The organism is Metabacillus sp. cB07 (genome assembly GCF_016839225.1).
Taxonomy (GTDB): domain Bacteria; phylum Bacillota; class Bacilli; order Bacillales; family Bacillaceae; genus Bacillus_P; species Bacillus_P indicus.
Window position 1 is genome coordinate 4,075,245 of the sequence record NZ_CP069296.1, and the last position, 25,696, is coordinate 4,100,940.

The 25,696-nt window shown below is 47.1% G+C and carries 25 protein-coding genes and 1 riboswitch; of the genes, 13 read left to right on the forward strand and 12 right to left on the reverse strand.

Annotated features, from left to right (window positions below; translation table 11 throughout):
- Nucleotides 1-8: 8 nt before the first annotated feature.
- The 4 genes from JOJ89_RS20720 (at nt 9) to JOJ89_RS20735 (ending at nt 4,495) form a co-directional block, all read left to right on the forward strand.
- The gene (locus JOJ89_RS20720; RefSeq protein WP_203289247.1) at nt 9-698 is read left to right on the forward strand and encodes a response regulator transcription factor; all 690 of its coding nucleotides are present in this window, start codon (nt 9-11) and stop codon (nt 696-698) included.
- On the forward strand, nt 695-1,699 hold the full coding sequence (locus tag JOJ89_RS20725) for a sensor histidine kinase (RefSeq protein WP_203289248.1): 1,005 nt from the start codon (nt 695-697) through the stop codon (nt 1,697-1,699). The genes JOJ89_RS20720 and JOJ89_RS20725 overlap by 4 nt, the downstream gene beginning before the upstream one ends.
- 101 nt (nt 1,700-1,800) lie before the next feature.
- A complete protein-coding gene (locus JOJ89_RS20730; protein ID WP_029283050.1) occupies nt 1,801-2,562 on the forward strand; it encodes an ABC transporter ATP-binding protein in 762 nt (253 codons plus the stop codon).
- Complete coding sequence (locus JOJ89_RS20735; RefSeq protein WP_203289249.1) at nt 2,552-4,495, forward strand: ABC transporter permease; 1,944 nt, start codon at nt 2,552-2,554, stop codon at nt 4,493-4,495. The genes JOJ89_RS20730 and JOJ89_RS20735 overlap by 11 nt, the downstream gene beginning before the upstream one ends.
- Before the next feature lie 30 nt (nt 4,496-4,525).
- On the opposite strand, the gene JOJ89_RS20740 is transcribed toward JOJ89_RS20735, so the two are convergent.
- The 6 genes from JOJ89_RS20740 to JOJ89_RS20765 all read right to left on the reverse strand — a co-directional run bounded on the left by JOJ89_RS20740 (nt 4,526) and on the right by JOJ89_RS20765 (nt 10,487).
- Nucleotides 4,526-5,458 (reverse strand): hypothetical protein, encoded by a 933-nt coding sequence (locus tag JOJ89_RS20740; protein WP_203289250.1) that lies wholly within the window; start codon nt 5,456-5,458, stop codon nt 4,526-4,528.
- Between the two features lie 64 nt (nt 5,459-5,522).
- Nucleotides 5,523-6,401, reverse strand: a complete 879-nt coding sequence (locus tag JOJ89_RS20745) for an AraC family transcriptional regulator (protein WP_203289251.1) — start codon at nt 6,399-6,401, stop codon at nt 5,523-5,525.
- 131 nt (nt 6,402-6,532) lie between these two features.
- The gene (locus JOJ89_RS20750) at nt 6,533-7,429 is read right to left on the reverse strand and encodes a macrolide 2'-phosphotransferase (protein WP_203289252.1); all 897 of its coding nucleotides are present in this window, start codon (nt 7,427-7,429) and stop codon (nt 6,533-6,535) included.
- A 329-nt stretch (nt 7,430-7,758) separates the two neighbouring features.
- Entirely contained in the window at nt 7,759-8,739 is a 981-nt protein-coding gene (locus JOJ89_RS20755; protein ID WP_203289253.1) for an NAD(P)/FAD-dependent oxidoreductase, read from the reverse strand.
- A 59-nt stretch (nt 8,740-8,798) separates the two neighbouring features.
- The gene (locus tag JOJ89_RS20760) at nt 8,799-9,710 is read right to left on the reverse strand and encodes an EamA family transporter (protein WP_203289254.1); all 912 of its coding nucleotides are present in this window, start codon (nt 9,708-9,710) and stop codon (nt 8,799-8,801) included.
- Nucleotides 9,711-9,791: 81 nt separating this feature from the next.
- On the reverse strand, nt 9,792-10,487 hold the full coding sequence (locus tag JOJ89_RS20765; protein WP_242524722.1) for a helix-turn-helix transcriptional regulator: 696 nt from the start codon (nt 10,485-10,487) through the stop codon (nt 9,792-9,794).
- A gap of 99 nt (nt 10,488-10,586) precedes the next feature.
- Between JOJ89_RS20765 and JOJ89_RS20770 the strand changes: the two genes are divergently transcribed.
- Nucleotides 10,587-12,008 carry an RQC-minor-2 family DNA-binding protein gene (locus JOJ89_RS20770; protein WP_203289255.1) on the forward strand — a complete coding sequence of 474 codons (1,422 nt, stop codon included), beginning with the start codon at nt 10,587-10,589 and terminating at the stop codon, nt 12,006-12,008.
- A gap of 137 nt (nt 12,009-12,145) precedes the next feature.
- On the opposite strand, the gene JOJ89_RS20775 is transcribed toward JOJ89_RS20770, so the two are convergent.
- Both JOJ89_RS20775 and JOJ89_RS20780 read right to left on the reverse strand, forming a co-directional pair.
- On the reverse strand, nt 12,146-12,661 hold the full coding sequence (locus JOJ89_RS20775; protein ID WP_203289256.1) for a CBO0543 family protein: 516 nt from the start codon (nt 12,659-12,661) through the stop codon (nt 12,146-12,148).
- 144 nt (nt 12,662-12,805) lie between these two features.
- Nucleotides 12,806-14,305 (reverse strand): malate:quinone oxidoreductase, encoded by a 1,500-nt coding sequence (locus JOJ89_RS20780; protein WP_029283031.1) that lies wholly within the window; start codon nt 14,303-14,305, stop codon nt 12,806-12,808.
- A 383-nt stretch (nt 14,306-14,688) separates the two neighbouring features.
- Here JOJ89_RS20780 and JOJ89_RS20785 point away from each other — a divergent pair, with 383 nt between their 5' ends.
- Both JOJ89_RS20785 and JOJ89_RS20790 read left to right on the forward strand, forming a co-directional pair.
- A complete protein-coding gene (locus JOJ89_RS20785; RefSeq protein WP_203289257.1) occupies nt 14,689-15,243 on the forward strand; it encodes a PadR family transcriptional regulator in 555 nt (184 codons plus the stop codon).
- Between the two features lie 2 nt (nt 15,244-15,245).
- Entirely contained in the window at nt 15,246-15,743 is a 498-nt protein-coding gene (locus tag JOJ89_RS20790) for a DUF4188 domain-containing protein (protein WP_203289258.1), read from the forward strand.
- Nucleotides 15,744-15,777: 34 nt separating this feature from the next.
- Here the strand turns inward: JOJ89_RS20790 and JOJ89_RS20795 are convergent, their stop codons facing one another.
- Nucleotides 15,778-17,124, reverse strand: coding sequence for an amino acid permease (locus JOJ89_RS20795; RefSeq protein WP_203289259.1), 1,347 nt, complete (start codon nt 17,122-17,124; stop codon nt 15,778-15,780).
- A gap of 126 nt (nt 17,125-17,250) precedes the next feature.
- Nucleotides 17,251-17,326: riboswitch (glycine riboswitch) on the reverse strand.
- A gap of 237 nt (nt 17,327-17,563) precedes the next feature.
- Between JOJ89_RS20795 and JOJ89_RS20800 the strand changes: the two genes are divergently transcribed.
- From JOJ89_RS20800 to JOJ89_RS20815, 4 genes are read left to right on the forward strand one after another with little or no spacing between them, the layout of a single operon-like run.
- Complete coding sequence (locus tag JOJ89_RS20800; protein ID WP_203289260.1) at nt 17,564-18,619, forward strand: iron-siderophore ABC transporter substrate-binding protein; 1,056 nt, start codon at nt 17,564-17,566, stop codon at nt 18,617-18,619.
- A gap of 1 nt (nt 18,620) precedes the next feature.
- Nucleotides 18,621-19,655, forward strand: a complete 1,035-nt coding sequence (locus tag JOJ89_RS20805; RefSeq protein ID WP_203289261.1) for a FecCD family ABC transporter permease — start codon at nt 18,621-18,623, stop codon at nt 19,653-19,655.
- Nucleotides 19,652-20,683 (forward strand): FecCD family ABC transporter permease, encoded by a 1,032-nt coding sequence (locus tag JOJ89_RS20810; protein WP_203289262.1) that lies wholly within the window; start codon nt 19,652-19,654, stop codon nt 20,681-20,683. Before JOJ89_RS20805 ends, JOJ89_RS20810 begins: the two co-directional genes overlap by 4 nt.
- Complete coding sequence (locus JOJ89_RS20815) at nt 20,683-21,501, forward strand: ABC transporter ATP-binding protein (RefSeq protein ID WP_203289263.1); 819 nt, start codon at nt 20,683-20,685, stop codon at nt 21,499-21,501. Before JOJ89_RS20810 ends, JOJ89_RS20815 begins: the two co-directional genes overlap by 1 nt.
- Before the next feature lie 100 nt (nt 21,502-21,601).
- Here JOJ89_RS20815 and JOJ89_RS20820 read toward each other — a convergent pair whose 3' ends face one another.
- Both JOJ89_RS20820 and JOJ89_RS20825 read right to left on the reverse strand, forming a co-directional pair.
- The gene (locus JOJ89_RS20820) at nt 21,602-21,985 is read right to left on the reverse strand and encodes a hypothetical protein (RefSeq protein ID WP_242524642.1); all 384 of its coding nucleotides are present in this window, start codon (nt 21,983-21,985) and stop codon (nt 21,602-21,604) included.
- Between the two features lie 36 nt (nt 21,986-22,021).
- The gene (locus JOJ89_RS20825) at nt 22,022-22,201 is read right to left on the reverse strand and encodes a hypothetical protein (protein WP_029566498.1); all 180 of its coding nucleotides are present in this window, start codon (nt 22,199-22,201) and stop codon (nt 22,022-22,024) included.
- A gap of 240 nt (nt 22,202-22,441) precedes the next feature.
- Between JOJ89_RS20825 and JOJ89_RS20830 the strand changes: the two genes are divergently transcribed.
- Complete coding sequence (locus JOJ89_RS20830; protein ID WP_203289264.1) at nt 22,442-22,945, forward strand: hypothetical protein; 504 nt, start codon at nt 22,442-22,444, stop codon at nt 22,943-22,945.
- 70 nt (nt 22,946-23,015) lie between these two features.
- Here JOJ89_RS20830 and JOJ89_RS20835 read toward each other — a convergent pair whose 3' ends face one another.
- Nucleotides 23,016-24,233 (reverse strand): helix-turn-helix domain-containing protein, encoded by a 1,218-nt coding sequence (locus JOJ89_RS20835; RefSeq protein ID WP_203289265.1) that lies wholly within the window; start codon nt 24,231-24,233, stop codon nt 23,016-23,018.
- Nucleotides 24,234-24,354: 121 nt separating this feature from the next.
- On the opposite strand from JOJ89_RS20835, the gene JOJ89_RS20840 reads away from it, so the two are divergent.
- A complete protein-coding gene (locus JOJ89_RS20840; RefSeq protein ID WP_203289266.1) occupies nt 24,355-25,650 on the forward strand; it encodes an MFS transporter in 1,296 nt (431 codons plus the stop codon).
- The last annotated feature ends 46 nt before the right edge of the window (nt 25,651-25,696 follow it).

Consider the following 25,696-nt stretch of genomic DNA (forward strand, 5'->3'; position numbering starts at 1 on the left):
TGAGGCAGTTGTTTAAACTTTTATTAATTGAAGATGACCTTTCTCTTTTCACGGAAATAAAAGACCGTCTGAATCAATGGTCGTACGACGTTTACGGCATAACGGACTTCAGCAGGGTGATGCAGGATTTCTCGGAAGTGAAGCCGGATCTTGTGATCATTGACATTCAGCTCCCGAAGTTTGACGGGTTTCACTGGTGCCGGATGATCCGGTCTCATTCCAATGTCCCGATCATTTTTTTATCCTCACGGGATCACCCGACTGATATGGTGATGTCGATGCAGCTTGGAGCCGATGATTTTGTTCAGAAGCCCTTTCACTTTGATGTGCTGATCGCGAAAATTCAGGCCATTCTGCGGAGGGTTTATAACTACAGCACGGAACAGGTCCACCTCAAGACGTGGTGCGGTGCTGCGGTTGATTATGAGCGGAACTCCGTTACGAATGATCAAGGGACCGTCGAGCTCACAAAGAATGAAATGTTCATCTTGAAGCTGTTGATTGAACAGAAGAATAAGATTGTGAGCAGGGATAAGCTGATCAACAGCCTCTGGGATGATAAGCGGTTTATCAGCGACAACACACTGACGGTCAATGTGAACAGGCTGAGGAAGCGCCTTGAGGATATTGGGCTCGGACGGTTTATCGAAACGAAAGTGGGACAGGGTTATGTGGCCCTGGAAGAGGAAATTCTATGATCCGTGTTTATCTGAAAGAGCGCTTAAGCTGGATTCTCTTTTACCTGTTCATCCATCTTCTGTTCCTTTTTATCTCGTTTATTGACAATGCGGTCCCGTTTAAGAGCGTATTGTACATCGTCTTTTTATCCCTTCTGTCTTTTCTTGTGTTCCTGGCTGTCCGCTATCAGAAAGAAACGGCCTTTTTTAAAGCGCTTCAGGAAAGGGAAAAAAATCTGGATGTGACAAGTATTCCAGTACCAGGAAGTCCTTTTGAAGAGCTGGTGGAGGAGACGCTGGTTGATCACACCGGGCTCCTGAAGAAAGACGCGCAGCGCCATTACATCTCTCTCCAGCAGGAAAAAGATGATCTCCTGTCCTGGATTCATGAGGTAAAAACGCCGCTGACGGCGATGCACCTCATGATTGAACGGATGGAGGACGGACAGACGAAAACGAATTTAACCTATGAGTGGCTCCGCATTCACTTGCTGCTCGACCAGCAGCTCCATCAAAAGCGGATCCCGTTCATTGAAAACGATCTATATATTGAGATGATCGACCTTGAAGATGTTCTCTTCGGCGAGCTGAAAACCCTTCAGGCCTGGTGCATCCAAAAGGGCATTGGCTTTGACATTGAGCTCAAGCAGCGGGAAGTGCTTACAGATGCAAAGTGGATTGCGTTTATCTTGAGGCAGATCCTGACGAATGCGGTGAAATACAGCGAGGCGTCTGACATTGAAATCCGGAGCTATCTCGAACATGGAAACACCAAGCTTAAAATCAGAGATTTCGGCAGAGGCATTGAGGCGAGAGACCTTCCCCGGATTTTTGACAAAGGGTTCACGTCCACCGCCAATCATCAGGATCAAGCGGCGACCGGAATGGGCCTTTATTTGGCCAAGAAAGCAGCTGCTCCGCTTCTGATTGAAATCCAAGCAGCTTCTGTACCGGGTCAGGAAACCGTCTTTACTCTCTCCTTCCCGAAAAAGAACGATTTCGCAGCTGTCATGAGCATGTGACAACAATGTCACATGCTTTCTTTATTTGTTCGCACAATAAAAGGAAAAGATGCTTTCCCCTTTTTATACTAAAGGTATCGATTAAAGAGGAGGAACACACAATGGCCATTTTAGAAGCAGCCAAACTTCAGAAAAGCTATGGTAACAAATTTAATAAACAGGATGTGCTGAAAGGCATTGACCTTTCGATTTCAGAGGGTGAGTTCGTGAGCATCATGGGAGCATCCGGCTCCGGCAAAACCACGCTTTTGAACGTGCTCTCGTCTATTGATAAAGTAAGTGGCGGCACCATCCGCATCGAGAACAAAGAGATGACAGGCATGAAGGAAAAGCAGCTGGCTGAATTCCGGAAGCACCATCTCGGCTTTATTTTTCAGGAATATAACCTGCTCGACACACTGACAGTGAAGGAAAACATCCTTCTTCCGCTTTCCATCTCAAACGTACCCAAGAAGGAAGCAGATCAGCGGTTTGACATTCTTGCAAATGAGCTTGGCATTGCCGAATTGAAGGACAAATACCCAAACGAAATTTCAGGCGGTCAAAAGCAGCGCACATCCGCGGCCCGCGCGTTTATCCATGAACCGAGCATCATTTTTGCGGATGAACCGACCGGTGCACTTGACAGCAAATCAGCAGCCGATCTGTTGAACAAACTGACAGACCTGAACGCCAAGCGCAAAGCGACCATCGTCATGGTCACGCACGATCCTGCTGCGGCGAGCTACTGCAGCCGAGTCATCTTTATTAAGGACGGGCAGATTTACACACAGCTGAACAAGGGCGGACAATCAAGACAGGATTTCTTTAAAGACATTATGAAAACGCAGGGCGTTCTGGGCGGTGTGCAGGATGAGCGTTAATCAGCTGATTTTTAAAAATTTCAAGAAGAACCTGAAAAACTATTACCTGTACATTTTCGCGCTTCTTTTCAGCGTGGCGCTGTATTTTTCATTCGTCACCCTCCAGTATGACCCATCTATGGATGCGGTTGAAGGCTCCATCAAGGGAGGGGCGGCGATTAAATCAGCCTCTGTTCTGTTAATTGCTATTGTCACGATCTTTTTGCTCTACGCCAATAACATTTTCATTAAGCGCCGCAGCAAAGAAATCGGGCTGTTTCAGCTGATCGGGATGACAAAACATAAAATCTTCCGGCTGCTGACCGCTGAAAACTTCATGCTGTATTTCGGTTCACTTGCCCTTGGTATTTTTGCCGGATTTGCCATCTCCAAGCTGGTGATGATGATTCTCTTCAAAATTACAGGGACAGATGATGTGGCAAAGCTTCACTTTTCGAGTGAGGCCCTCGTACAGACGCTGATTGTCTTTACAGTCATTTACACGCTGATTATGCTGATGAACTATCTTTTTATCAAAAGGCAGAGCATTCTCTCGCTCTTTAGAGTGCTTTCATCGACAGAAGAGAAAGTGAAAAAAATGACCGCAGTTGAAATCATTATTGGTCTTTTAGGCATGGCCATGATTGCTGCAGGATACTATGTTTCCTCGAGACTGTTCGGCGGAGACTTTAAATCGACGACCGGCCTTTTCATGGCGATGATTTTCATTTTAGGCTCCGTTATTTTGGGAACCTACTTCTTTTACAAAGGGTCTGTCAGCTTTCTTTTCCATCTGATCCGAAAGAAAAAAGACGGATACCTGAAGGTTGATGAAGTCCTTTCACTCTCATCCATCATGTTCCGGATGAAATCAAACGCCCTGCTTTTAACCATTATCACAACCGTCTCAGCTCTTGCGATTGGGCTGCTGTCATTAAGCTATATCTCCTACTACTCAGCTGAAAAAACAGCACAGAATCAAGTGCCGGACGATTTTGCTTTTTCAAACGGCGAACATGCCGCGCAATTTGAAAAAGCTCTGGATGATGCGGGAATCGCGTATGATACGTCCTCAATTGAAATTGTGATGGCAGGGGTGGATATCTCTGATATATTCACATCGAACATTGAAGAGATTAACTATGAACCGAGTAAGATGGTACTGGCTGTCATAAGCGATGCTGCAGCCGGCAAAGAGCTTTCAAAGGAAGAAACCCTCTTTTCCGGCTACAGTGACCTGCTGCAGAAATTCATGCCGCTTGATGACAGCGGAAAGGTTACATTTCTCGGAAAAACAAGTGAAATCCCGCAAACGTATTTGGGAATGGAAAAAGAAGCTCCCGTCTTCTGGTACTTCACCTCAGGCGGATTGCCGGCAGCCATTGTCGATGATTCCGTCTTTCAGCAGCTGAAAAAAGATAAAAACCCAGAGATCCAGCTCCCTGAATCCTTTTACATCGCTGTGAACATTTCGGACAAAGAAGAGCTAAAAAGCGCCAATGACCTTTTCGTATCGATGAAGCTTGGAGAAGATGCCCCTAATGACTCCCAGCTTGAAACACTCAACACCCAAAAGCGCAACATGGGTCTTGCCATGTTCATAGTAGGCTTCCTTGGCCTTTCATTCCTTGTCACATCAGGATGCATTCTGTACTTTAAACAAATGGGCGAAAGCGAAGAAGAACAGCCAAGCTACACGATTCTGCGCAAGCTCGGCTTTACACAGGGAGACCTGCTGAAAGGCCTGCGCGCAAAACAGCTTTTCAGCTTCGGCATTCCGCTTGTAATCGGCCTGCTCCACAGCTATTTCGCTGTTCAGTCCGGCTGGTTCATCTTCGGGGCCGAAGTTTGGACACCGATGATCATTGTAATGGCCCTTTACACAATGCTCTACTCAATCTTCGGTGTGCTGTCTGTCCTATACTCTAAAAAAGTGATTAAAGAAGCATTATAAGAAGAACCTCCGGGTGGCCGGAGGTTCTTTTCATTCGTTCTCAATGCCGAAGCAGCGTCTTAAGTCAGCAGCATTTATCAGCACACTCGCCTTGCATGATTCTGTACGGCTGCCTGCTTGGAAGAAGATATACACCTGTGCATCATTCATGCCGTTCTCTCTCAAAAGCGCGATTGCTTTTAAAAGATTTTCTTCATTATATGTTTCTCTTAAGCTCAGCCCGATTGATTGCTCGTAATACTCTTCCTCATCCTCTTCGAAACGCTCGGTGAGAGATGAATATCCTGACAGTCCCAATGGTTCCAGCTTACTTTCAACAGACGTTTCAAAGGTGTCATGGAGTTTGAAGGTCTGCAGATATGTTTCAAGAGAATCCTTCAGCCTTCCTGTCTCACTGTTGCTGTAGGAAAGCGTCTCGATGTTTTGACCAGGTTCTTCTGTCTCCATGTTCAAAGACAGACTATATGGAACATCCTTTATGATCATTTCGGACATTTCAGTGAGAGCGTCCATTATTTGTCCGGCATTTGCGTTTTCGGCTTTTATTTTTCCGCTTGCTTCAATTGTTGAACCAAATCCCTGCCCCATTTGGATTTCGCTAATTCCATTTTCTTCGAGTATGCTGACCTGCTCCTGATACTCTTTATTTTCTTTCAGAAGAAATTTGTGCTTTTCGAACACGTAATAAACATGAAATTGAGACAGTTCTCCAGTAATGGACGCACCAAAGGTTAGATCATCCTCTGTTTTCAGCGTGAGATCATACGTATCCCCGAAAAGAGAGGCCAACACAATGACAATCGTTGACCCGTACCCTTGCTGCTCCTCTATCTTGAATGTTTCGGCCTTAACGCCGTACAGCTTTTCGACCTGCTGCTCTGTATAAGCTGCCGCTTTCTCTTCATCTGACCCGCATCCGGCAAGCAAAAGGCCGGCGAGGACAGGAAGGATGAGCTTTTTCACAAAGTGAGCCCCTCTCAAATTGGAATGTTTCTCCAAGTATAGCGGGTATTTGAGGGAGCGTCTATCATCCGTTCTTTTTTATAACTGGTATCCAAATCTCACTCTTAAAATCCGGTGATGCCGTATCCTTATGCTCATTCCAGAGAATTTCCGGGCCCTCTGCCAGCTCATAGGACGAAGAAGGAAACCACTCTGAATAGATGCGGCCCCATATCTCCTGAAGCGTTTCCGGAAAAGGGCCGCACGCTTCAAAAACAGCCCATGTCATAGCCGGAACCTTCAAGATATCAAGGTGATCAGGGACCTTCCTCGTCGTGGCTGCACCAATGTAATGATCGAGCTCGCCTTTTTCCTCCATCCTTCCTTCAGAAAAGTTTGCAGATGCGCTTATAATACCTGAAGGCTCAGCATTAGAAAGGTATTTTAATTCTTGAATGGCATCCATGGTCAGGCTTTGCCACATGGCGGCAATCTCAGGGTTCACCCCATTGAATATAATGGGTACTCTTTTTTTGATGCCTCCAATCTGAAAAGCTTCCTTTTCTTCTAAACGGTATTTCATTTCGCTGCCTCCCTTAATGATTAACTGGAAGGTCATCCTCGGAAAAGCTTTAAGCGTATGTCTGCCTGTTCTCGCTTCAGACGGCGTCAGTCCATGCAGCTGCTGAAACGCCCGCGTGAACGAATCCGGAGAAAGATATCCATACTTGATTGCGACATCAATCACTTTCACTTCTTTGTTCTTCAGTTCAAATGCCGCAAGGGTCAGCCTTCTTCTCCGGACATATTCAGACAGAGAAATGCCCGCAAGAGATGAAAACATTCGTTTAAAATGGTACTCCGAACAGAGAGCAATTCTGGCTGCCTCCTTGTAATCAAGCTCTTCTTCCAGATTTTCCTCAATATAAGACAACGCCTCATTCATGTGTTCCAGCATTCCCATCAGATGACCTCCTTTGATAACAGATTAGCAGGCAGACCGTCTATAAACCCGATTTTTGCGGGTTCAATTTTGCAGGGTTTTCATTATTGTTACAAAAAAACTCCCTCCCCATAAGGGAGAGAGCAAAGGACTTACTGATTTCCGCCCAATACCTGCTTTGCCATTTGCTTGTATTCTTCCAATCCTGATTTCTGCGCAAACTCAGCAATACCAATTGGATATGCTGCCGTTAATTCAATAATGTGTTTTTCCATGTTGGGCCAAACATAGCCGCCCGCTTGTTCATAATGCAAGATAAGATCCTTCAAAGCCTGTTCTCCAAAGGTGCGTAAGTGCGGTACAAAATCATTTGCAGGATCTGTCACTGAGGCCTCTGTCCAGTCAATGATACCGGTCACTCGAGCGGATGAATGAATTAAAATATGACCCGCATGCAGATCACCATGAACAAGACACGTTTCAGCAGGCCATAGCGTGTCGTTGTTCACCCAGTCCTGCCACCTTTTCCACAGCTTTTCATTCACATCAAACTCAGCTCTTACGTTTTCCATTCGTTTCATCATATTCTTTCTTGCCTCTTCAGCGTTTTCTACTGGCAAATTCGCCGTTTCAACTGCTTTACTCTGAATGCGATGAAGCGATACCATTGCCTCTGCAAGGGTTTTTGTAAATACAGACGGCACATTCTTTTCGTCAATTTCCCACACATAAGCCATTGCCTCGTGATCAATGGTTCCAGCAGGCACACCCGTTAACTGTTTGTATGCAATTAACTCATCGGTATATACGCGCCACTGCGGAACTTCAACAGCAATACGCGGCACAATCAGATCCAATGTCCGTTTTTCCTTATCCGCAGATGGCAGAACATCTTCTCTTCTCGGAAAGCGCAAAACCCATCTTTCACCTACTGCATCCTCTGCAAAAACGACAAGAAAATCAAGTCCTGACTGATTAAATGTCAATGAATCCTCTTTAACATATATGGCATGTTTATGTGCGATCTCTATCACTTTATTTTTGTTCATACCGGCTTCTCCTTTGATTTGTATTTTTATAAATACAGACAATCAAAGAGGAAATGGATAGAAAAAGAAGCCTTTTCTGGTGCAGTTATTAAAAAATGCCCCTTCTTCTTATACGTATCGCTAAATAAAGGTTTCCCTAAGCAGGCAGACCACTTCCATTTACTCTGCTTGTGTGCAGAGCCTTTGATTGTATGCTAGCAAGCGTTCAAAGCCTGGAATCGAAGTCTAATAGATGCTGTCATTGAGAAAACCTCCATTTCCTGAAAGATAGATTTAACGTATCACACAAATGAGATCAAATCAACGATTGGGAACGGTATCATAGTAGCTCAAAACCGTGACAAAAACGCACCCGCTGCAAGCCCCGAACGAATCGCATGCTCGGCTTTAGATGCAGAGGATTTGCTGTCTCCCTTGAATGCATCTCCTCCAATAAGCAGCGGTTTGTTCACTCCCACATTCAAAAAAGGACGTTTGATCTGCTCAATAGCCTGAGCATAGCGCCATCTTTTCACCTGAACGCTTAGCATGTCAGGGTCATCGCCTAAAACGGTGCGAATCGATGGCATCGCCTGTGCCAGAATCTCTTCATCAGACAGATCGTAATGCCGCGATGACCACTCGTTATCCATATGAACGGTTAATGCCCCGGTTTCACTGATGCCTTTTGCACGGTTATCAGCCATCCAGGATATTACACCTGGAACAGCCTCCTTTTTATAGGTAAGGCCTGATTCTCCGGAAAGCTCCATCAAAACGGCGAGGCAGGGAACGTATTTGACTCTTTCAAGCTCGTTTCGCTGTCCGGTTTTCAGCTGCACATTTCCCGCATCAAGAAGCTTCAGGGTTTGTAGAAGAGGACAGGTCATGAAGAGGGAGCGGGCCTTCAGGATAAACGGCTCGTTCGTTTTCTTATTCAACCCTTCAGCTGCATAATACTCTCCATGATCCACAATTCTTTCAACCTCAACCTCACACTCAACGCGAAGACCTTCAGCCACCCGCTTTGCAAGCCCGTTCATGCCTTTGTCAGCCATAAACCTTACTGCGTTTTCCTCAAACCACGGCCGGATCCAGTCGCGCTGCTGCCAGTCCTCCAGGAGCTCTTGGCATTCCCTGCTGGAAGCAGACAGGAACTGGGCGCCATGATCAAACGTGCCGTTTCCAATCCTCCTGGTGGCAAACCGTCCCCCGGGACTTCTGCCTTTATCAAGAAGAAGCACCTTGTTTTCAGAAAGCATCTGCACGTTTTGGGCAGCCGTCAGACCGCTGATTCCCGCTCCGATGATTAACACATCTTCAAGATTCATGAGGCACTCTCCTTTTTGCTTTTGTTTTTATTATAGGAGAGTAAAAGACTTGGGCAAAATTAGAGTGTTTTTTTGAAACCTGCAGACTGCTTAACCACCCTTTCCGCCCGATCCCTTCGCGAAAATACAGCTAAAAACCCAATACCCAATATCAAACAGGAAACCCCCGCCCATGAAAGCAAATCCAGCTGTTCACGAACCAGCACCACCCCAAGCATGGCGGCAGTCAGAGGCTCTGCTAATGCCAGCGTGACGGCGGTCGAGGAGGGAACGTGCACGAGCGCCTTGGCAAAAAGAAGATACGCAGCGCCTGTCGCAAGCAGGCCGAGGTGCAGGCTCACGGCCAATCCGCCCGGCTCAGCCATCCAGCTCATATCATAGAAAAAGAGAACCGGAGATAAAAAGACGGCACTCAGCGTAAAGACGACAGCGACAACCGATAGGGAAGGTGCGGTGTGCACCAGCCCTTTGCTGACGATTGTATAGACAGCAAAGGACAGACCGGCGCCAAGAGCCATAAGTATGCCCGAAGGATCTGCATTTGCGGCACCTTTATTGAAAAAGAGCAGAAAGCACCCGATGATGGACAGCAATGTCGAGATCCACCATCCTTTTGACGGCGTTTTTCTAAGCAGCAGCCACTCTAATGCACCGGATAAGAGAGGAGCGCTTCCGATGGCGATGACAGTTCCGACAGCCACTCCTGTCTGCTGCACGGCGGTAAAAAAGAGAGGCTGATAGGCAGCCATGCACAGTGCAGCCGCAACGGTCACTTTAATGGGCCAGTTCCGCAGATTTAATTGTCCAAACAGTATGGCGACAAGCAACAAAGAAAGACCTCCTACCGCAAGCCGCGCTGCCCCGACAGCAATAGGATGCGCCGCATCCGGTGCATACGTCTGTGCCGTGCCCGTTGTTCCCCATAGTACCCCTGCGAGCAGCACCCACAGAGTAGCAAGTTTTTCTTTCATCCCAATCACTCCAATAAAAAGACCTTATCCTCATCATAAAGAAGAACAGGACGTTTTTCTTTACAGAGAATAAGGTTCTTTTTAGCCGTTTTGCCTGAAGGTTTTCGGAGAGACGCCCTCCCGCCCCGTAAACCATCTCGTAAACGAAGAAACGTGTTCAAACCCGATGTCTTCACTGATGCGGGAGATGGTTAGGTCCGTTCCTGAAAGCAGCCGTTTCGCTTCCTTCATCCGCAGTTCTGAGAGATAAGCCTTTGGACTTTTCCCCGTTTGCGCTTTAAACCAGGCCACATAATAATTCGGATGATAGTGCTCAATCTCCGCCAGCACCTCCAATGTGACTGGACGGTTGTAATGCTCATGAAGCCAGGCAATGGATGGCGGCAGAGTCTTGTGCAGTTTCTGAGTCACGTATCGCGTAAGCTCGTTCAGCCCTGACCTGCTTCCCGAAGCCTCTTCCAGCAGCAAAAAGCGGATGGCTGACCACTGCTGATCCAGATTCAGAAACAGACTCTCCGTTTCATCCGGCAAATAGTACGTTGGAATATCCAATATCAAAAATTCATTCTTGTCATTGGAACGGTACACATGATTAAACTCCGGCGGTATGTAAAAGCATGAGTCCTCGCTTAAATGGATTTGCTGACGGTCTGTCCGGATTTCAAGAGAACCCTGCAGCGGAAAAAGAAACTGCCCGAAGTCATGCTTATGGGAATGAAACTCTCTCGAATACGTTCTTTTTTCGCAGATCACCTGCCTGCCGCTTTCCATGCGCATCACTCCTTCTCCCCCTATTATATAAGAAACATCCAAACTGGAGTCCACCCCAAAAACGTTCTATAATATGACATATTCCAATGAACGGGGTGTCAGCACATGCAGCTTCAGCAAATCGCCTATCAGTTTGGTGACTATCCTTCCCTCTTGTTCGTACCGGCAGGCCGCAAGTATCCGGAGATCCGCTCCATCGGCCATAAAGAGGAACGGGCGGCACTGTCAAGGCTTGAGCAGGCAGCCGCAAAGGAGCTCCTGTCAGTTCCGGAAGAAGAGATGACCCTTTTAAAAACCTTTCTCGGAACAGACCGGCCTTCTATCCCGCTTCCGGTCTACAAACAGGAACGGCTCTATCCATACCTTATCAGGCCTGAAATGTTCCTCTGGAAAAAACATTCCGTTCAGCGCGGACTCCCGCTTTCGACCGGCTACTTTTATCCGGAAACGTATGGAACGCTGTCCGCCCAAGACCTTTCCAGGCATGTGAAAAAAGTGGTGCAGGAGTACCTGTTTTGCGCACGGCTGAACAAATTTGAACGCAGACACTGGCTCGAGAAAATAAACTCCGCCTTCACGCAGCATCCTTTGATCAGGCTTGCATCAAGCAAAGAGGCTGTCATACATGCGGTCGAAATCATGAATAAATCCTCCCTGCTCGGCGTTTTGAAATATCCGGAGGACATCTCCTATTGGCGGCACCGCGTCGAAATTGTCATGCGTCCTTACCGCAGCATTCCGCCGGCCTGGCAATGGACAGTCTGCAGCCATGAAAAAGAGCTCACACTGCATGCGGATACAGATTCAATCATCTGCACATGCAGCGCCTGCCGCTACTCGGTTTCCTATTACGTTTCAAAGGATGAGGCTGCCCTTCCGGATGAAGTCAATATCCCACAGGCAACAAAGAGAATAGCAACCATCGAACGGCAGTTCAACGAAATCGCCGTACAATCTGAGGAAACGATGGAGAAGCTTTACGCTTTGAAGGAGATCCAAACCGTATTAGAGCAGCACGCTCCAATCATCACACAGATTCAAGACTTACAAACCCGGCTTGGGAACGCTGCGGAAACACATTCTGCGGCAGCAATCTATACAGAGATTGAGCAGCTTGCTTTTCCGGATGCGATTCACCCCCGCTTGCTAAGTCTCGCAAGCATCTCTGTGCCGGATGCATCTGTCCTTAAAAGAGCAGAAAGCTGGAGTAAGCAGCTCCCGCACGATTTGGACGAGAGCCTTGCCCGTCATCTCCAGAAGCTTCAGGAGCTTGCAGAACAACACAAACCGCAGGCAGATGACGTCATGTTTGAAATCAAAGAATTTCGGCTGCTTCGGTCCCACCTTGAAAAAATCCAGCTTTTCCTGCAGGAAGTGACTGTCCCAAACCATATGCTCGTGCAGATCCTGAGGGGAGAGGCCACAAGCAAAATCCGGCGCAGCGGCTTCCATGAAGCTGAAGTATTCGGTCTTTTAAACGAATGGCCGGCGAAATATATCACAAAAGCCATCATAAAAAGCTGCTGAGGTCATCAGCAGCTTTTTACTTTAAATTCTTCTCCTGTCTCATGACATAAAGCCACATAGACCCGTATGTCACAAAGAGCAGCAGGAGAAACACGGGTACAGATAAAACATCGCGTATCAGCATCTCGCATCCTCCTTTACTTTAGGTTTCCCCATGAAAACGGGAAGAATAAGTAAAAAAGGATGACGGATAAAACAGATAGTAAAATAGCAATAGAAGGCTTCCTGTAATGAATGGTCAGGACGATAAACAAGAGCAGATTCAGCGGGATATTCAGCCAGCCGTTCCATCCGTTGTCATACACATACATGCCCTTATGCGAAAAAATCCACTCCAGCGCGGAATAAAAGGCCGTCCAGACCCCTATGTAGATCCACTGATTTCTTCTTTTCGCAGGAAATCTCTGCAGATAAATAATCAGCCCCATCGGACAGATGAAAAAGGTAAAAGCGGCATTGATAATCGAATGGTTCAGCCATTCTGCCGTCACTCCCCTGAATGCCCAAAGCGTGTGATCATAATAAAAATAATTGTACGTCATGTTCACGACAATAAAAAAAAGCACCGTCGGATACTGCTTCTCCCATTGTTTCCAGTCGATAAATTTATAAGCAAATAAGATCCAGACTGCAATGACAAGCAAAAGATACATCGATTCACCCCAAACGTTTGATCATACTTGCATTCTTAACGCATTATGGGGCTTGTATACACGCTCACAGCAAAAAGGTGCATTGCCCCGGGCAATGCACCTTTTTCTGCTTATAGTTGTCCAAATCCCCTTCTTTTTGGGGTCCTAGCTATAAACGAGTTCTTTTTTTTTCACAAGACCAAGCGTTTGCCCGGTCGACTCCTCCATCTTGCGGAATAGCTCAGGATGATCCGACAGGGACAAGCCGTAGGAAGGAATCATTTCCTTAAGCTTTGGCTCCCATGCTGTCATATGCTGCGGGAAGCATTTTTCAAAGACCTCGAGCATGACATGAACAGCCGTTGAAGCACCAGGAGATGCTCCGAGAAGGGCGGCAACTGAACCGTCTCCGGCACTGACCACCTCTGTACCGAACTGAAGTGTTCCTTTGCCGGCATCCGTATCTTTGATGACCTGTACGCGCTGGCCTGCAACGACGATGTCCCATTCCTCGTTTTTGGCGTTCGGAATGAATTCGCGCAGTTCATCCATGCGTTTTTCATGCGACAGCATGACCTGCTGAATCAGATACTTGGTCAGCGCCATTTCTTTCACGCCTGCAGCAAGCATCGTCATCAGGTTGTTAGGCTTGACTGAACTGATCAGATCCATGTTTGAGCCCGTTTTTAAGAATTTCGGCGAAAAGCCTGCAAACGGTCCAAAGAGCAGGGATTTTTTTCCGTCAATGTAACGTGTGTCAAGATGCGGAACAGACATCGGCGGTGCGCCGACCTTAGCCTTTCCGTAAACCTTCGCATGATGCTGCGCGATGACTTCCGGATTTTTGCAGACGAGGAACAGTCCGCTGACAGGGAAGCCGCCAATCTGCTTCGACTCCGGAATACCTGTTTTCTGCAGCAGATGCAGACTGCCGCCTCCGCCTCCGATAAAGACGAATTTCGCCCGGTGGCGCTCAACCTGTCCGAAACCGTTTTTCACTTTCAGTTCCCATGAACCGTCACGCGTCCGCTTTAAGTCCTCCACGCTGTGCTTGTAGTGGACCTCCACATTTTTTCTCTCCAAATGATCGAAAAGCATCCGCGTCAGCGCGCCGAAATTCACATCCGTACCTGAATCGATTTTCGTCGCTGCAATCGGCTCGGACGATGTACGGCCTTCCATCATAAGCGGAATCCATTCCTTCAGCTTTTGATGGTCGCTTGAAAATTCCATCCCGTGAAACAGCGGACTTGCTGATAACGCTTCCAATCTCTTTTTCAGGAACGCGACATTTTTTTCCCCTTCCACAAAGCTCATATGCGGAATCGGCATGATAAAATCCTCAGGATTGCGGATCAGATTTCGTTTAACCAAGTAGGACCAGAACTGCCTTGAAAGCTGGAACTGCTCATTCACCTTCACAGCCTTGCCGATATCTACCGAACCGTCCGCTTTTTCCGATGTATAGTTAAGCTCGCAAAGCGCAGCATGACCCGTTCCTGCATTGTTCCACTCATTTGAGCTCTCTTCACCCGGACTTCCCAGTTTTTCAAATACTTTAATGTTCCAATCCGGCGCTACCTCTTTCAGCATCGCTCCAAGCGTTGCACTCATGACCCCGGCACCAATTAGAACCACGTCTGTTTTGTTCTTTAAGCTGCTCATACTACCCATCCTTATCCCCTAAATTTGCAAAAACGAGCAGGCTCCCGCCGATATATGCGGGATGCCACCTTTGAACATACACAAGTCTTCTGCTATAAGTTTATCACAGTCTATTATGAATAGATTAAATTTTACTATTATCTGATAATTATAAACCATTTCCGGGCGGTTAAAAAGGATAAGTTCTCAGCGGATATGCAATTCCCTAATAAATGTATGAATTTTCACGGCAAAAAAGACTGATTCGAATATCCTGTGACGGCAGCTCCGCGACAAACGCATCCAAAATCTTTATAACTTCACATTTACATATCTTGTTTTTTCTGGAAAAACACGTATAATATATCTAAATGATATATATCTTTTAGATAGGGTGAAAAGATTTGAAAACCTACAACGATACAACCTACGCCATTCTTGGGATTTTAACAACAGACTGCAGAACCGGCTATGATATTAAACAGCTGATCGACAGGAGTTTAACTCATTTTTGGAAAATCAGCTACGGGCAAATCTATCCGACCCTAAAAACCATTGTCGAAGATGAACTGGCAACCGTCACGATCTCCTCTCAGCCGTCGAAACCGGAACGAAAGGAATATCATCTCACGGCACAAGGGAAGGAAACGCTTAAGAACTGGCTTGAAGAACCAATTAAACAAATCCCGGCCGAGCGCAATGAAATTCTGCTTAAATTGTTTTTTGGACGTCATCAGCCAAAAGAAAACACGGTATCCACTCTAGAGGATTACAAGAAAAAGTTAGAGGCACGATACCTTACATATATAAACATCGAAGAAAGCATTACGGCCAACAAAGACCACGCAGAGGATGCCGTCTACTGGCTCTTCACACTGGATTACGGAAAACGGATGACAAAGGCTGCGATTGAATGGTGCACAAACACTCTTGAACAATTACTGAATGAGGGGGATTAAAGATGGCTGATAAAAAGTTTGCCGGGCGGTACACAACGGACAATCAGGACGATCTCGTTGTCTTTCTAATCGGAATGAGGGTAAACAAGCGACTCGCCCTTCATAAGTGGCTTCCCGTCTTTTTTGCCATGCCGGGAATGATCAGGGAGCTCTATATGAACAAGGATGAATTAGGCTTTCTGTCCATGGAAAGCTATTTCGGGCTGAGAACAACGGTCATGATTCAATATTGGCGCTCGACGGAGGATCTTCTTGCCTATGCAAGAAGCGAAAAGCACATGGCGGCATGGAAAAACTTCAATCAGAAGATTGGCAGCAATCCATCTGTAGGCATATACCATGAAACCTATAAAGTAAAAGCCGGAGACTACGAATCAATCTATGGGAACATGCCTCCGTACGGCTTAGGAAAAGCACTCAACATTATTCCTGTTAAAGCACACCGCGCCTCGGCAAAACAGCGGCTGGGGGAAAATGCAGCCAAAACCACTTCCATCTAAAACAGAAAAGAGGCTGCCACGCAGCCTCTTTTCATCAGGTCAGAGACCTTTTTCTCGCAGAATACAGGACATACAGCAAGATAAACCATACAGGCGTCAGCATCAGTGCCGGACGTGTCTCTTCCGCCACAAGCATCACGATCAGAATCAGCCCGAACAGCGCCAGCACCGAATAGTTGATGAACGGCGCAAACGGAGCCTTGAATGCGGATTCCGCATGCAGGTCCCCGCGGTTTCTGCGGTATTTAATGTGACAGATCAAAATCACACTCCACACCCAGATAAAGCAGATGGCGCTGATTGTCGTCACAATGCCGAAGGCCTGCTCGGGAATCAGCTTGCTTAAAAGCGCACCCGCTGACACAACCGCAGCTGACAGCCACAGTGCATTGCCGGGCACATGCTGCTTAGTCAGCTTCCTCATGGAGGACGGAGCCTGGCCGCGTTTGCTCAGCGTGAACAAGATCCGGCTTGTCGAAAACAGCCCGCTGTTGCAGGCAGAAGCGGCAGACGTCAGGACAACAAAATTAATGATTCCCGCCGCAAGCGGAATGCCGATCAGGCTGAACGTTTTCACGAATGGACTTTCAGAAGCGTTCAGCTCCGTCCATGGATTGATGCTGAGCAGGACAATCAAAGCCCCGACGTAGAAAAACAGAATCCGAAGGGGAATCTTATTGATGGCAGACGGAATGTTCTTTCTCGGATTTGATGTTTCCGCGGCAGATACGCCGACCAGTTCCACCCCGACGAATGCAAACACAACCATCTGGAATGAAAGCAAAAATCCGGTCATGCCGTTCGGAAACAGGCCGCCGTGCTCCCATAGGTTGCTTACAGCTACGGTTCCCGCATCCGTCTTGAATCCCATCACAATTAAAATTACCCCGACGACGATCAGCGCAAGAATCGTCACCACTTTGATCAGCGCAAACCAAAACTCGAGTTCCCCAAAAAGCTTCACCGTCAGCAGATTTAGTCCAAGCAGAAGAAGCAGGCACACAATGGCAGGAACCCACTGCGGAATGTCATACCAGTACTGCACGTAGACACCGACCGCAATGACATCGGCCATCGCCGTCATGATCCAGCAGAACCAGTACGTCCACCCTGTTACAAACGCCGCCCGCGGTCCAAGATAGTCTTCCGCAATATCCGTAAACGACTCATAGCCCGCCTTTGACAGCAGCAGCTCCCCAAGCGCCCTCATCATAAAAAACAGGGCAACCCCCACTATCAAATACGCGAAAATAATCGACGGTCCCGCAAGCTGAATCGCCTTGCCCGACCCTAAAAACAACCCCGTTCCAATTGTTCCGCCTATTGCAATCAGCTGCACATGGCGGTTTGCCAAATCTCGTTTCAATTCCTGCTGTGCCATTTTGATTTCCTCCTTCTTAGATGTAAAAACCCAATAAAAAAAGAGACGGGAAGACTCCCAATCTCTTTTCGAAGAATACCAAAATAGCATTTGCCGCCCGAAAAACGGGTACACCAAACTCTAAATCTATACTCTTCTGTCCTTTTGCCTGAGATTGTGAACCCTTCGGCGCCGCTAAAGCGGTCTCTCCAGAAGCTGCTCCGGCTGTAGTGTGATCCACAGCCATCATAGCTTGCTCTATTAATTAAATTTGAGTATTTCTGAATAATGACTAATTGTAGGCGGTGGGGCATGCATTGTCAACAGTCACGCAATGACAGGGAGAATGTTCCATATTCTAATTGATAATTATTTTCATTGACAACCTGACATATTGAGGATAAATTAATGATAATGATAATTGTTATCAAATAAACTAGTGCTAAGGAAGGAACGACAAATGAATACAAGACGCAGATTTTTAACACTGGCTGTTTCACTACTAGCTGTACTTATGATTGCCCTTGCAGGCTGCTCAGGCGGGCAATCCGGCAGTTCGGAAAAGGCATCTGATAAGAAGGCTGATTCAAATGAATCAGATACACAATATCCAATCACGATCAAGCATGCATTCGGCGAAACGGTCATTGAAGAGAAGCCGGAACGCGTTGCGACCATTTCATGGGCAAACCATGATGTTGCACTTGCTTTAGGTGTGGTGCCAGTAGGATTCTCAGCAGCAAACTACGGCATTCAGGATGACAGCGGCATGCTGCCATGGACGAAAGAGAAAGTGAAAGAGCTTGGAGAAGACAGCCCGAACATCTACCAGGATACGGACGGATTGGACTTTGAAGCGATTTCTGACTCACAGCCGGATGTCATTTTGGCCGCCTACTCAGGCATCACGCAGGAAGAATACGATACATTGAGTGAAATCGCACCGGTTGTAGCTTATAAATCGGCCCCTTGGGTTGCTTCATGGCGCGAACAGGTCACCTATAATGCAATGGGGATGGGAATGGAAGAGGAAGGCAAGGAACTGATTGCGGATACCGAAAAACTCATCCAGGAAAAAGCAGGCGAACACCCTGAACTTAAAGGGAAGAAAGCCGCATTCGTCAGCATTTCAGCGGATGATCTCTCTAAATTCTACATATACACTCCAGCAGACCCGCGCGGAGAGTTCCTGAGCGAGCTTGGGATGGAATACCCTGAAAGCATTACGAGCCAGCTTAAAGATGAAGACGGTTTCTACGTGGAATTAAGCGCAGAAAATGCGGATATGCTGAACGATGCTGAGATCCTTGTATCTTACGGAAATGAAAATACGTTAAAAGCCTTACAGGAAGACCCGATCCTTGGTAAAATTCCTGCTGTTCAAAATGGATCTGTTGTGATCATCGGAGATAACACTCCGCTGGCAGCGGCAGGTAATCCAAACCCGCTTGCGATTGAATATTCCATTGATGAATACTTAACATTACTTTCAGAAGCTGCAGGCAAAGTAAAGTAACATGATGAACCAGTCCGTTACAGAAAAGAAGCAGCTGATGATGCCCAGAAATTTCATAAAGGTTTTGATCTTTTCCCTCATTTTGCTCGGCTTATGCACAGCGGCTTCTCTTATGTTCGGGTCCCGTACGGTTGGATGGAAGGAACTCATGGACGGACTGTTTCATCCTGACGTACAGTCCCACGGAGCAAATGTTGTCCGCCAGAGAATAGCACGGACGGTATTCAGCCTTATGTGCGGCGCGGCCCTTGGCATCTCAGGCGCCCTCATGCAGTCTGTCACGCGCAATCCGATTGCAGATCCGAGCATACTGGGAGTAAACACAGGGGCGGCACTCTTTGTCGTCTGCGGCATGACCTTTTTAAATATCAGTACGGCAGGCCAGTATATCTGGCTTGCACTTGCGGGGGCAATCATAACGGCCATTTTTGTATTCGGAATCGGTTCAATGGGGAGTGGCGGAGCCACGCCCCTTAAACTCGTTTTAGCGGGTGCGGCCACAAGTGCAGCCTTATCATCGCTTGTGGTGGCCATCATGATTCCCCGTTCAAGCGTCATGGACCAATTCCGTTACTGGCAGGTAGGGAGCGTCGGGGCAGGGAACTGGGATTCTATCTCTCTATTTGTTCCTTTTCTTCTCACCGGTGTTCTTATTGCCGTTTTGTCGGCCCCTGCACTGAATGCACTTGCTTTAGGCGATGAAGCTGCGTCAGGTTTAGGCGTGCGCACAGGCACGCTCAGGCTGTTTGCTGCATTTGGCGGCGTTGTGCTGTGCGGTGCAGCAACCGCGCTCGCAGGTCCAATCGGCTTTATCGGTTTACTTTCCACTCACGTAATACGGCTCGTCATCGGTCCTGATTTGCGGTATGTGATTCCGATGTCAGCTCTTTCAGGGGCCATTATTTTAACGATATCTGATGTGTGCGGAAGGCTTGCAGGAAGACCCGGCGAGCTTGAAGTCGGCGTCGTGACAGCCTTTATCGGGGCTCCCATCTTAATTCTACTAACTATGAAAGCGAAAATGCGTGCCTTATGATGAATGATACGATCCACCTTATTATGACAGGCAGAAAAAAGAGACGGCTCCGGTTTATCCTCGTGACTTCCCTTCTGGCAGTCATTGCGTTTGCCCTAAGCTGTGCCATGCTGATGCTCGGGAATACGATTTATCCCGTTCAGGATGTCATACGGGTCCTGATGGGTGAAAAAGTACAAGGAGCAACATTTACAATAGGCACGCTGCGCTTCCCGAGGATGATTGCAGGCTTGTTTGCCGGTTTTGCTTTCGGCGCTGCAGGAGCAGTCTTCCAGACGATGCTGCGGAATCCTCTGGCGAATCCGAACGTTATCGGGATCACCGCCGGCTCAAGTGCAGCCGCCGTTTTTTGCATCGTTGTTCTTCATGCAAGCAATACCGTTGTCAGCATTGCTTCTATTATTGGCGGCCTTGCCGCAGTGCTCGTTATTTTCCTGTTATCAAAAGGCTCCTCTTTTTCAATTGGCCGGCTGATCTTGATCGGCATCGGCATTCAGGCCATGCTTGATGCCGCGATTTCTTATCTGCTGCTGATTGGCCAGGAGCATGATATTCCTACTGCCATGAGGTGGCTGAGCGGAAGCCTGAACGGATCGAAGATGGAGACGCTCTATCCTCTGATCATGACCGTTCTTGTTTTCACTCCCGTTCTCATTGGACTCGGAAAGCGTCTCGACATGCTTGAGCTCGGGGAGGAGGCAGCCTCCTCTCTCGGTGTGAATACAGATCAAACCCGGCTGCTCCTGATCATCAGCTCTGTCCTGATTATTGCGCTTGCTACCGCTGCAACAGGTCCGATCGCATTTGTCGCCTTCCTTTCCGGACCGATTGCAAAAAGACTGACAGGTGCCGGATTTTCACCGATTATTCCGGCAGGTCTTACAGGCATCATCCTGGTGCTGGCATCGGACCTTGTTGGACAGTTTGCCTTTACTGCCAGATACCCGGTCGGCGTCATCACAGGCATCCTTGGAGCGCCGTACTTAATTTACCTGCTGATCCGAATGAACCGGAAAGGAGATTTATAATGAAACCGGCACTTACCTTTAAATCCGAAAGAATCACGGCTGGATATGAGAACAACCTCATCCTTCATGATGTCAGCCTCTCGATTCCAAGCAATAAAATCAGCATCATGATCGGAGCAAACGGCTGCGGGAAATCCACCCTGCTTAAAACGATGGCAAGGCTCATTAAACCCGCTTCCGGGCAAGTCACCCTTAACGGGAAACCAATCAGCCAAATCCCGCCAAAACAGCTTGCAAGAGTGCTCGGGCTACTGCCCCAATCCCCGATTGTCCCTGAGGGGATAACCGTTGCAGATTTAGTCGGACGCGGAAGGTACCCCCATCAGACGTTTCTGAAAGGCTGGACAAAAAAGGACTATGAAGCCGTCGCCGAAGCCATGGAAATCATGAACATAACCGAATTTGCCGACCGCAGCATCGACGAGCTTTCAGGCGGCCAAAGACAGCGAGTCTGGATAGCCATGGCTCTCGCGCAGCAAACAGACATCCTGTTTCTCGACGAACCGACAACCTATCTGGATATCACCTATCAAATCGAAATTCTTGACCTGCTGACAGACCTGAACCGCAAGCACGGCACGACCATTGTCATGGTCCTGCATGACATCAACCTGTCCGCCCGCTATGCGGACCACATCTTTGCCCTTCAGCAGGGACGGCTTGTCGCAGAAGGCGCACCGACAGAAGTCATCACAAGCACATTGATCAAAGACATCTTCGGTCTCAACTGCACCGTCATACCCGATCCGGTCTCAGGCTCTCCGTCTGTGGTGCCGATTGGAAGACATCATGTGAAGAGGGAGTGCAGTGTTTACTGACGGCATTTTAGAAATGAAAAGGGATCAGCTGAACAAAAAAAGGAAGGAAACCGTTAATTACGGGTTTTCTTCCTTTTTTCAACCGCTAAAACGATGAATCCTAAAAATCTACGTGAACAATATCAGGTTCTCTTCCTTGTTTTGTCAGGGTGACTACAGCTTCATAATCGCTTTTCCATTCAACAGAAATCTCATCCGGTATTTTTGTTTTCATGATGCTTTTGTTCTTGTAGTTGATCCTAATGGAAGGGGAAGGAAAATCGTCTCTTTTGACAATCTCGACTGAGTTTACATGATTAGGAGATTCACTTACTTTTAACCGGGTTTCCTGGGTAGATAATAGATACCAGGCCACTGTTGAAATGATCAAAAATCCAACTATGACGGCAGTGAAAAAGCAGCCGAATTTAGTCACAAGCTTCGTTTCTTCCCCTTCAACTCTGTCATTGTCATTCCAATCCATTGCCTTGTCCTTTCTTTTCATAACATGATCTTCCAAAACAAAAAAGCCACAGCCATTTTACTGTGACCCTGATTTCTTTTCATTCTTTCCGGCGAAATATGCTGCACACAAAAGGAATAGTATTCCCATCCCCCAACCCGCTATCGGTGAATACTTAAACAAATCCTTTGCCGCCATTCCGCCCGTAATGGATGCTGTAAAAAGCATAATAAACATAACTGTATAGTTTTTCTTCATTGATCCGCTCACCTCGCACCACCATTATACCAGAATTGGAAATATAACCCACACGATAAATGTAAAAAAGGAGCGCAGTGCTCCTATACGGTTCCCTTCTGCCTTTCGTCATTAAAGCTCCATAAAGCTCATCTCTTCTCCAAAACAGCGCTTCAAGTAAAATGTGAAACTTTTTCCATATCTATCCGTATTTCTACTAGACTGATTGTATAACAACAAGAAATAGAGGAGCAGATCCACTTGAACATACCCATCTTACTATGTATTATTTTTATCCTTTCATTTATCGTCCTTTATTGGTTCTTCACCCGTGAAAACAAAAAAGACAAGGATAAAGACAGTCCGCTTGCGCTAATCAGCATAGCAATGCTGTTTTCTGTATTAAGCACCCTGGTGTTTGCTTTTTTCCTATTTATGATAATTGGCTCCATAAGGGTCGTTGACAGCGTCTTTTCATTACATATTGATACCGGCCAGCTGCTTATTGTCGGAACTTGTTACCTTATTTACTGGCTCAGCATCGATTCGATATTCAGTAAGATATTTGACTACATGATGGGTGATACCATCTACAGCAATTTATCTCTATCCTTTTCGAGAACAGCAGCGTTTTACCTAATCGGTTTATTCACCGGCTTAAGTAAAGACATCAACCTGACTCTGTCAATTGGAGTCGCTCTTATCTTGCTGGTGATTGACACTTCATATTCTCTTTACTCTAAGAAATCCAAGATTAAAGTATGACTATGTCACTTCTAGCGCTTTAAACAACCGTGTTGGTTTTTGAACACGGTTTTGTTTATGTTGAAGGCACTTAGTTTTCAAAAAGCTCCTCATACGTCTTCCTGCTGAACGTCTTATACGGCGAATCCGGCATTCCCTCAAACCGCTCCACCGCTGTCCGTGCCGCAGCCAAAGCTTTTTCTGAATCTCCCAGCTTTTCATAGCACATGGCTTTGTACGTATCCCTCAAGTAAAACTGGGACAAATCAAACGGGTGGTGATGATAAGGCGGAACTTCCGCCAGATCCAAATAGCGGATGGCTTCTTCATATTCCCGAAGGCCATGCAGAGCTTTCCCTTTTTGGAGGAAAAACCATTCTTTGAATTTCAGGCCAGTTTCTGCCTTCTCCAAGTGCGGATCAATCAGATCAAGCGCCGCCCGGTAATCATGTTTGACCAAAATAAAAGATTCAATATGAAACAGCTGATAGCTGAGCCAGGAGCCTTCATCTTCCGAGAATTCAGCATACTGCTTCAATTTCATAATGTAGTAGGTATACAGCTCTGTATCTTCAGCCATCAGGGCAGAAGCAGCTGCCATCCTGTACAAATCATCAATCAGATAATACATTTTATTTTCTTTTGAAAAGGCAATCGCCTCATTCATCACACGCTTTGCAGACATGGTATCGCCGACTGCAAAGTGCATGATGGCTTCATGATAATCGAGATCAAGCCTTGTGATCGGGTCAATATAGGCAAACCTTTTTTCGATTTCTTCCCGCTCGAACAGGAGCACCTCAAGCGCCTTTTCGTAATGGTGCCCGATAAAGTGGACGATGCTGCGGAAAAGGCCCGTGCTTGCCCGCTTTTGAGTCAGGTTCATCTGTTCATAAAGCGCGGTCGCTTTGTCGATTGGTTCCTTCCACTCTTTTTTCTCGCTGCACATGCTGCGGCCGTACAGTTCCAGCAGCCTTGCCGCTTCATATCCCTGATTGAGTTTATGGACATGAGGCTCAATTAGCTGAATAAGTTTCTCATACTTATCGCCCGGATCTTCCTTGTTCGCGCTGTATATTCTCTCTGCCTCATCAAGCACCTCTCTCAGCTCAACCACATTCACTTCATTCACAAGCTGGGACACATCCACCTCAAGCCGCTTCGCGATATAGGCCAGGCTTTCCATGGACGGATTCGCTTTATTATTCTCAATCAGGCTGAGCATCCCTTTTGTAAGTTCGGATCCCGCAAGCTCAGCAAGTGTCAGATTTTTCTCCTTACGCAGCTTTCGTATTCGTTCGCCAATCATGGTTAACACCCCAATTTTTCTAATTAGTTTAATTTTATTAAACTTTTGCTTGAAATGGAAGAGCAGAACGCGGTATAATTTGTTAAATTAAATTAAACTTTTTATTTTTGGAGGGTTTTTTATGGATGAAATAAAAAAATTAAGAATGGCAACCTACCATTTGTTCACCTTCACCATCAGCAAGCTCATCTCAACGTTCGGCGCACAGGTGTATGCCTTTTCCATCAGCTTCCACATCCTGCAGAACACGGGATCGGCCACAAGCTTTGCCGCAAACCTGCTCTGCAACATTCTGCCCCGGACTCTGATTTCACCGTTTGCAGGCTACGTCGCAGACAAATACTCACGAAAAAAAATCGTCATCCTCGCACAGATCTCAACTACCCTTGCCATCAGCGGACTTCTTTACGTAAGCCTGACCTATGGTCTCTCATTGACCGCCATCTACATCACAACAAGCATCCTTGCCATCGCATCCACCTTTTCTTCCGTCACGTTCTCGTCATCCATCACCGGCTTAGTAGACGAAGCACGCATCCAGCGGGCCATGTCACTCAACCAAATGGCCATGTCCTTCGCCGCAATCGGCAGCCCTGCAGCCGGCGGATTGTTATATGGAGCCGTTTCAATTGAGACCTTTCTGATCATCTACATCGCCGCTTCCATCGCAGCCGTTCTCCTTGAATCCACCATGAATTTCACCCTATTTGCAAAACGAAAAACCGAAGGAAAGACCAAAGAATCCATGTGGCAGAGCATGAAAGCAGGCGTAAGCTATTTGAAGACAAAGCAGGTGCTCATGACCTTGATCTGGCTCTGCCTCATCGTCAATTTCCTGTTCGGCGCCTTTGAGGTAGGCTACTCCTACATCCTGATCGAAAAACTGAACCTTGCGTCCCAGCATTTCGGATTTACCCAGGGAGCCTTCGCAGCCGGCATGCTCATCCTATCAATCTACTTCTCAGTCGGAAAAGAAGTAAAGTACCCGTTTCTCGTTTCAAAACGCGGCATACTCGCAATTGGATTCATCCTCGGAGCGACTGCGCTGCCATTGATGATTGACTTGTCCTACTGGGCCATCTTCACCTTTTACATGGTTCTCATGTTCAGCTTCGGCGCCATGATCATCATCATCAACACGCCCATTCAGGTCATGATGCAGAAAATGATTGAAGACGACTACAAAGGCCGCGTCTTCTCCCTGATTGAAACGATGGCCATGGCCCTCATGCCGCTCGGGATGATTCTATTCGGATTCCTGTACGACGCCGTACCGGGCCAGTACATCCTTCTTGCCTCTGCAGCAATCCTGCTCGGAGTGGTTGTCACCCTGGCAAGACCGAGCGTTGTAAAGAAGGTGCATCCGGAGCTCGATGGGGAAAAGAGAGTGCTGTCTGAAGCTGGGACAGCTGTATAATGACAGTTTACCTAAAAAAAACGCGGACTTACCCAGCAGGAAGGTA